Here is a 484-nt window from a genome sequence, read left to right on the forward strand (position 1 = left end):
GAGTTCATGTTCGCGCAGATCCGCGAGGCCGATCTGATGCTCTTCGCCGGCATGAGCGGCAGCACCGGCTATGCCTCGCCCGACGAAGTGCCCTTCACCGTGCTGATGGCGAGCTTCCTCACCAGCGAGCTCAAGACCGCCTTCCAGATCGGCTTCTTCCTGTTCGTGCCCTTCGTGATCATCGACCTGGTGATCGCCAGCGTGCTGATGTCGATGGGCATGATGATGCTCTCGCCGATGCTGATCTCGGCACCCTTCAAGATCCTGCTGTTCGTGCTGGTCGACGGCTGGTCGCTGGTGGTCGGCACGCTCGCCGCCTCGTTCGTGACCACATGACCGCCGATACCGTCATGTCGGAGCTGCAGGCCGCGCTCAGCATGGGCCTGCTGATCGCCACCCCGATGCTGGGCATCGCCCTGCTGATCGGCGTCGTGATCGGCCTGCTGCAGGCCGCCACCCAGGTCAACGAGCCGAGCATCGCCTT

At 64.0% G+C, this 484-nt stretch carries 1 protein-coding gene and 1 pseudogene; both read left to right on the forward strand.

Going from position 1 to position 484, the window contains the following annotated elements:
• Positions 1 to 336: pseudogene (fliP, locus tag FLQ44_RS04950) on the forward strand (flagellar type III secretion system pore protein FliP); the annotation flags it as partial.
• A 14-nt stretch (positions 337 to 350) separates the two neighbouring features.
• Positions 351 to 484: flagellar biosynthetic protein FliQ (locus tag FLQ44_RS24805; protein ID WP_369126594.1), on the forward strand; the 134-nt coding region annotated here is incomplete at its 3' end.

The sequence above is a fragment of the Vogesella mureinivorans genome (assembly GCF_007644035.1).
GTDB classification, from domain to species: domain Bacteria; phylum Pseudomonadota; class Gammaproteobacteria; order Burkholderiales; family Chromobacteriaceae; genus Vogesella; species Vogesella mureinivorans.